At 57.8% G+C, this 6871-nt stretch carries 6 protein-coding genes; all 6 read right to left on the reverse strand.

What is annotated here, in order from left to right:
• Nucleotides 1-509 precede the first annotated feature (509 nt).
• Complete coding sequence (locus HIJ39_RS20690) at nt 510-1568, reverse strand: YjgB family protein (protein WP_169102935.1); 1059 nt, start codon at nt 1566-1568, stop codon at nt 510-512.
• A 306-nt stretch (nt 1569-1874) separates the two neighbouring features.
• Nucleotides 1875-2444 carry an NADPH-dependent FMN reductase gene (locus HIJ39_RS20695; protein ID WP_169102941.1) on the reverse strand — a complete coding sequence of 190 codons (570 nt, stop codon included), beginning with the start codon at nt 2442-2444 and terminating at the stop codon, nt 1875-1877.
• A gap of 256 nt (nt 2445-2700) precedes the next feature.
• On the reverse strand, nt 2701-3534 hold the full coding sequence (locus tag HIJ39_RS20705; protein ID WP_338055263.1) for an aldo/keto reductase: 834 nt from the start codon (nt 3532-3534) through the stop codon (nt 2701-2703).
• 257 nt (nt 3535-3791) lie between these two features.
• Complete coding sequence (locus HIJ39_RS20710; RefSeq protein WP_169102938.1) at nt 3792-5003, reverse strand: MFS transporter; 1212 nt, start codon at nt 5001-5003, stop codon at nt 3792-3794.
• 353 nt (nt 5004-5356) lie between these two features.
• Nucleotides 5357-5977, reverse strand: a complete 621-nt coding sequence (locus HIJ39_RS20715) for a superoxide dismutase (RefSeq protein WP_169102939.1) — start codon at nt 5975-5977, stop codon at nt 5357-5359.
• 270 nt (nt 5978-6247) lie between these two features.
• Entirely contained in the window at nt 6248-6736 is a 489-nt protein-coding gene (locus HIJ39_RS20720; protein WP_169102940.1) for a hypothetical protein, read from the reverse strand.
• Nucleotides 6737-6871: the final 135 nt, after the last annotated feature.

A 6871-nucleotide genomic window follows, 5' to 3' on the forward strand; every position in this document is an offset into this window, starting at 1 on the left:
ACCTCCAACCAAGGATTTCCCTTACCGTACCATAACCTTCCGTGATTATCACGAATTAAGGAATGGTTCTACTAGGATCAAGATTTTGACCTGTCTAATACCCTGGTTGAAAGGCGATTGTCACGCCAAATGCGCCGCCGCAAATGAACACCACCCCGCGGAATCCCGGCCGTGTCCAGAGACAATAGTTCAACACGCCCCTCCCGGCCGACTGGAACCGTATTTGGGACGTTTGTTCACTATAGCGGGCCGCCTGTTGCCGACCATCGTGGCCGTGCCGTCTTGGCAGCGAGAGAAGCAGGCCGCGCGCCTCGAGGGCGCGGAAGCCGTTCCAGGGGGAAGGCATGGCAGTGTTAACGGCTAATCAAGCGGGTTGAGGCGACCAATGCCTGGGGACATCGCTTAAAGCAAGCGCCCCCTTGCTCACTAGGAGTGAGGGATACTCGACTCAACAGGCGTCCAAAGCCACCCTTGGGGAGACTTTGGAGGCGGCCCCGTGTGGTCGCGGCTTAATGCAGGGTGATAGTGCTGCTGGTGCCGATGATGGCGTTTCCGCGGGGCGATTCATAGATGAGGCGAATCCTGCCGGATGTGCCTTTCTGCGACGCGGTGAATTGGAACCGATAGGCGCCATACGTATTCATGAAGACGTTCCCGGAAACCCCATGCTCCGCATTGTACAAGGCTTGTGATTCGGTATTGACCACGGTCGCCCCTTGGCCTGACGGGAGCCACTCCAACTCGTCGAGACGGTACCCAGATGGGGCGTTTGTAATCGAGAACTGTAGGTAGGACCCCGATCCGCCGGGATTTTTCGTGACCACCACGGACGGATTGGGCACAGTTTGGCCCATCAAGTTCACGGTCCCTTGAGGCCAAAATACCGACACGTGATCCACGGTGGTACCGGTTTGGCCAGGGCCCCCGGCGAACGTCCACAGCACCTGGTAGTCTGGCCCATCGGGATACATGTATATGGTCGTATTATCGGCGTACCGGACCGCAGCGGGGGGACCCAATGCCGTCGTAACATCAGATCGGGTAATCGCTCGAATGCTCAAGGCGTTGGATCGTACGTCAAAAATCTGGTCGCCCGTGCCTACCCCAAAGGCCACCCCATGGGACGGATAGGTGACATAGATGCCGGCCCCAGCAGCGGAATTCTGGCCTTTGCCCCATTCTTTTTGTACCGCGTCGATGGTCTTGCCGTCACCGATGGGCATGTTCAGGCCTTCACCATGGAGGCCTGACTGCATCCATGCTTTCACCCGTTGCACTCCCGCACGGGAGATGCCAGATGCCTCTGACGAGCCCGAGGGACGGGCGGCTCCTGAAGAACCTGACCCCGACGCCGACGTTGCCGGCGAAACCGACTGACTTGATGTGGAAGACGATGACGGAGACGACCCCGTTGTGGCGGGCACGGTCGTCGTGCTAGTCGGTGTTGCCGCGGAATGGGTCCCCGTTGCTTGATTGGATGGGTGTCCGGCCGCACCGGACAGCCCGCATCCTGCTGCGAGGACCGAACCCATCGTCATGATGATGACAGCTCCTGTGGTCTTGTTCATAAGTTCCTCCTCGGGTAATGATTTAACGCGGCCAATATCGGCGGTCACGTTCTCCGGGTATAACGCGGGTTTTCTAAAAAGGTCACAGCAGGGACCCACTGGATTGACCCGGCGCCTTCTGACGATTGACCGTCCCTCGTGCCGTGGCGGGCGCGGAGCGGAGGCTGGACGGCATCAATGTGTGAGTGGTCGGGCAGGACCGTTTTGTGAGATCCTGAGCGAAGCACGATACGGAAAGGAGAGCACGCTGTTTTTCGCGTGCTCTCCCCCTCCTTCATCAGGACCATGCCGGGTTGTTATCGAGCGTTATCGTTCACGAGCCACTTTCAATGCGTTGGTCCACCATGCTAGATCATCAAACATCGTGGATACGAGCGGTTGTAAATGAGCGAGATCGTCAAAAGTTTTTTGTCCCATCAAAATTGGCAGGAAGTCTCCGCCTTGGATGTGCACGGCGGACCGGATCGGAGCCATTTGCAGTTCAACAGCAATGAGGCGCAGTTGTTCGATGGCACGGGCTGCGCCGACGGATCCGTATCCCACGAACGCGACCGGTTTGCGCACCCATTCGACGTAGGCATAATCCAGCGCATTCTTCAGGGCTGCCGTGGGGCCATGGTTGTATTCGGCAGCCATAATCACATAACCATCAAACTCCGCGATTTTTTTCTGCCATCGTAGGCCCTCAGCGTCCTGAGTGGGCACATGCATATTGCTCGCCCGCTCGTTGAAGAAGGGGAGAGTATAATCACGCAAGTCGATGAGCTCGAACTGCAAATCGGTGCGCTGGACAGCTTGGTCCATCAACCAGCGGGCAGCCTTCCCACCCAGTCGGTTATCACGGGTACTTCCCAGTATCACGCCAATCTTCAGCATCACGGTGTCTCCCTCGTTGTAAAATAGCCAGCAGGTGATGGACGCCCATACCCGTCCTTAGGTTAAGGGGTTGAACATGATCTAGGCAACCGTTTCCATCACTACAGGACGGCGGTATGCGTCCGTGTCGCGCACCAGACAACGTCGTCCCGCCGCCGAGCTATCTGTTGTATCTTCGGGATGGCACCGAGCTTTCCGTTGACCGCGGCGTCATGTTCTCCGAGAGCAGACGGGAACGGGGGACGATTCGGGTCATCTAGAAGTTCACATTGTAGGGATCATAGTCGAAGGAACGGCGATTGGCATTGAGTCCGCTGATCTGGTCCATATCTACCTCTGCCAACTCAAAGTCGAATACCTCGGCGTTTTCCTTGATACGCTCCCTATGAACCGACTTCGGGATGGTGACCACCTGCTGCTGCAAGTCCCATCGCAAGATGATTTGCGCGGGAGTCTTTCCATATTTTTCGGCGAGCGTTGTAATGACGGGGTGAGTTAGCAAATCGCCCCCTCGAAAGAGTGGTGACCAAGCCTCCAACTGAATGTTGTGTTTGCGACAGAAGTCCAGCAGTGGCCGTTGCGTAAGATATGGGTGAAACTCGACTTGGTTCACCATCGGCGTCACGTCGCTGTGGGCCATGATATCCTCTAGATGCTCTGGCTGATGGTTGGATACTCCGATGGCGCGGACTCGGCCATCCTTGTAGAGCCTTACCAATGCCCGCCACGTATCGAGATACCGGCCAGGGACCGCCCAATGGATGAGATACAGATCGAGGTAATCGAGTTGCAGCTTCTTCCGGCTTTCCTCGAAGGCGGCCAGCGTAGACTCGTATCCTTGATTGGCATTCCAGACCTTGGTGGTGATGAACAGCTGGTCGCGGGGAAAGGCACTCTCTCGGATGGCCTGGCCTACCCCTTCTTCATTTGCGTATGCGGCAGCCGTGTCAATACTGCGGTACCCAAATTCAATAGCCGCGCGCACGGCACGCTTCACTTCCTCGCCATCTTTAGCCATCCACACGCCGAGTCCTAGCCAAGGCATTTTTACGCCGTTTGCCAGAGTCGTGGTATCTGATAGTCCGGTCACTGAAGTCTCCCCTTCGCTGCTGAGTGCCTCAAAAGGCGCTTCTACTAGCATGCCCACTTAAAGAGAGGATCTGCGCCCAAAGATCATGTAAATCATCCCGAGCCAACGATGTCGGGGCGACCATCACGCGGCCGTTTTACCGTGCACTAGGCCATTCGCGACCTGACCAACGGTTGCGACCTTCGCCCTCTTATATGGATCGGATCCTTTGTCGGCTGTGGGGAGCTCCAGATGACTTATCGCCTTCCCGTGGAAGGTCAGACGCCCTGGATGGCGCGAGGTGCCAACCGACGACGCCGATGCATGCTGGCAATGCCGAGTGCGATCGCCACGCCTCCCAAGGAGGCTGTGAGAGGGAACCCCCATTGATGGAATACAGCGTTGGCGATGGCTGATCCGACCATCATGCCGCTATACATGGCGGTGTTGTTGAGCGCTAGGCTTGTCCCCCGCCAATGAATGGGGACGTTTGCGGCCAAAGCTTTCAAATCCGGAATGTAGGCTTGACTCGCTGCAAATAGCCACGATGCTGCGATCGCGATCGCAAGGGAGCCCCAGGCAGCTGCTAATGCCAAGAGCGCCAACATGGAAATCTCTATCCATTGCGCGATACGGACTGCCGTAGCGGCGCCCTTGGATTCCCCCAACCGGCCAAAGATTGCGTTGCCAATCAAGTTGAACAGGCCATAGCCGGCTAAGACAGCCATGAGCCACGTGGTGTTGGGGACTCCACGGCGCAACAAAGTTGTCGGAAGGTAGGTATAGACCAATCCCATCGCGGCAAATGCCATGAAGCTTGCGGTGAGTTGCGGCCACGTTTGGAGTAGGAGCTCCGTGGCCGAGCGGGAGCTGGACTGACGGGGAATGGCTGGAATCTTGGACATGCGGGTCAGAAGAAGGACAAGGCCGATCCCTGACATCGCCAGGGCTCCAGCGATGGCAAGCAGGGTGCCCCGCCAGCCCACGGCCGTCGAGAGCAGTAATCCAAGCGGTACGCCCGCAACCGTAGATGCCGAAAAACCCATGGAGAGAATCGCCATAACCCGGGGCCGCTCAGGTTTTGGCACGACGTCGCCCACCAGGGAGTACGCCACAGGGCTCACGGCCCCAGCCGTGATGCCCGCTAGTGCCCTTGAAGCAGCTTCGGTAAGTAGCGTCGGGGCCAATCCTGATGCCGTTTCAAATACCACAAACGCTATCATGCCCGCGAGAAGGGTGGGTAGACGCCCTGTACGATCGGACATCCATCCGGCCAGCGGGGAGGCCAACGTATACCCGGCGGCAAAGGCCGTCACTAACCACCCGGTGGCTGCCAACGTCACATGAAAGCTGCGGCTAATGTCGATGAGGAACGGCGAAACGATGTTGAGGTCGGCTCCCATCACAAACATCACTACAGCTAAGGCGAGAGCTAAGGTTCGTATTGGAACTGAATGAGATATCGGATCGGCGCCTTTTGATGGAACCATAGAATGCCTCCGTGAGCAGGATTCGTTCGCCAATATAGTCTAGCCCGGTGAGGCGATCCAATTCCCCACCGGGAATCCGATGCACCGTGGCCGACTGGTCGTGAACACGCGCGATGCCACGAACCCAAACCTCTAACGAAAGGCGATATGATGGGGTGCCTAATGTCCCTAGGGGCCGGGGTCCTCGGGTGATCATGTTGTCCCCCGACAGTCCCGATTCGAGGTTTTCATCAATGGCGTTAGGCATTCGGGGCCGGGCTATTGGGGACCTGTCCCCGCGTCGCGTCCTAGACTGCAGCACGCTCCAACGTCGCGCTGACTGGCGCGGGCCGCTTGCTCACAGGAAACGGGTCTTAACTTGTGTGCGCCGCCTTGAACCGCCGATCGACTTCCTCCCAGTTAATCACGTGCCACCAGGCGTCAATGTATTCAGCTCGCCGGTTTTGGTAACGAAGGTAGTAGGCGTGCTCCCAGACGTCTAGGCCCAGGATTGGTGTCAGGCCCTGCATGATGGGACTGTCCTGGTTGGGCGTCGTGATGATGGCAAGAGAGTGGTCGGGTCGCACGACAAGCCAAGCCCAGCCGCTGCCGAAGATACTGAGCGCGGCCTTTTGGAACTTCTCCTTGAACTGCTCGAATGATCCGAAGGTGTCGCGAATGGCTCCTGCCACTGCGCCTGTGGGCTCGCCGCCCTTGTTGGGTCCCATGATTGTCCACCACAGGGAGTGGTTGGCGTGGCCGCCCAACTGGTTTCGTATCGGTGTACGGATATCTTCGGGTAACGAATCGATGTGCCGAAGCAGCCATTCCATGCTCTTGTCCTGGAGCTCCGGGTGGCCCTCCAGAGCTTTGTTTGCGTTCTGCACATAGCCGCCATGGTGCTTGTTGTGATGGATTTCCATTGTTTTGGCATCGATGTAGGGCTCCAACGCGTCGAGCTTATAGGGCAGATCAGGAAGTTTGAATTGGGCCATGAGGTAGCCTCCTTTTTGCGTAGAGTGCACCGCCGCCATGGCCCCTATGCAGGCGAGAGGGCGAAATGCCGACGTAATCGGACGGAGCTATGCCGCCCGAAACTAAAAGGGAGCACTTATGGCCCTAAACTCGATCCGCATCTCGATTAGGGGTTGGCGATGACCGGCCCCAATTACTGTCGGAGGTGGGGTGCGAACTGAGGCGTCGCCTTTTGAAGGATGGGAAAGAAAGTCGGGACCCCCTTGGTGTGGGGGGCCCGGGTTGTTTTGCTATTCCGCAGTCGGACACAGTTGCACGTTGACCGTGGCGGGCGCGCAACTGGTGCAGGAAACGCTGCCGGTGACGGTGATGATAAACTCTTCGGCGCTGATGTCTGGAGACGGAGCCGGTTCGAAACCGGCGTACCGGGCGGTGCATGTTACGTCGGTGGTGCACGGAAATTGCTCGGATATCGTGGCCTCCGGTGGTGGAGCGAGGGTGACAATCACAGGGATGGACGTCTCGCACTGGGCGCTAAAGGGCAGGCCGCTCGATGCTTCCACGGCGGTGAAGTCCACGGCGACATTGACCGTCACCAACACCCTCGTGTCGCTGATGGGAGTGGCGAACGCTTCTTCCACGGTGCAACCGGTGACAACCACATCTTCAAGGGGGTTGGACACTTGGTAGTCGCAGACGCCCAGGGCCTGAACGGGCGCTGAGACGCTGCTGGCAATGGCGGTGCAGAGCTCTTGGCAGTTTTGATCGGGTGCCGACATCAATATCCCTCCTCGTATAAAAAGAATTAGCCTACTAGCCTAAGACCAAGGTCTTGGGGGGGCTGTCTCAAAAGGTATGTCGGCGGTGATGCCGTCCCTAAAATGTGCCCCTTTTACCCCACGTAGTGGAGGAAG

The sequence above is a fragment of the Sulfobacillus harzensis genome (genome assembly GCF_012933365.1).
In the GTDB taxonomy this organism is placed as follows: Bacteria; Bacillota; Sulfobacillia; order Sulfobacillales; family Sulfobacillaceae; genus Sulfobacillus_B; species Sulfobacillus_B harzensis.

What these genes read in the sequence shown, in the direction of transcription:
- HIJ39_RS20690 (WP_169102935.1), bottom strand. Translation starts at nt 1,568, where the DNA reads ATGAACAAGACCACAGGAGCTGTCATCATCATGACGATGGGTTCGGTC.
- HIJ39_RS20715 (WP_169102939.1), bottom strand. Translation starts at nt 5,977, where the DNA reads ATGGCCCAATTCAAACTTCCTGATCTGCCCTATAAGCTCGACGCGTTG.
- HIJ39_RS20695 (WP_169102941.1), bottom strand. Translation starts at nt 2,444, where the DNA reads ATGCTGAAGATTGGCGTGATACTGGGAAGTACCCGTGATAACCGACTG.
- HIJ39_RS20710 (WP_169102938.1), bottom strand. Translation starts at nt 5,003, where the DNA reads ATGGTTCCATCAAAAGGCGCCGATCCGATATCTCATTCAGTTCCAATA.
- HIJ39_RS20720 (WP_169102940.1), bottom strand. Translation starts at nt 6,736, where the DNA reads ATGTCGGCACCCGATCAAAACTGCCAAGAGCTCTGCACCGCCATTGCC.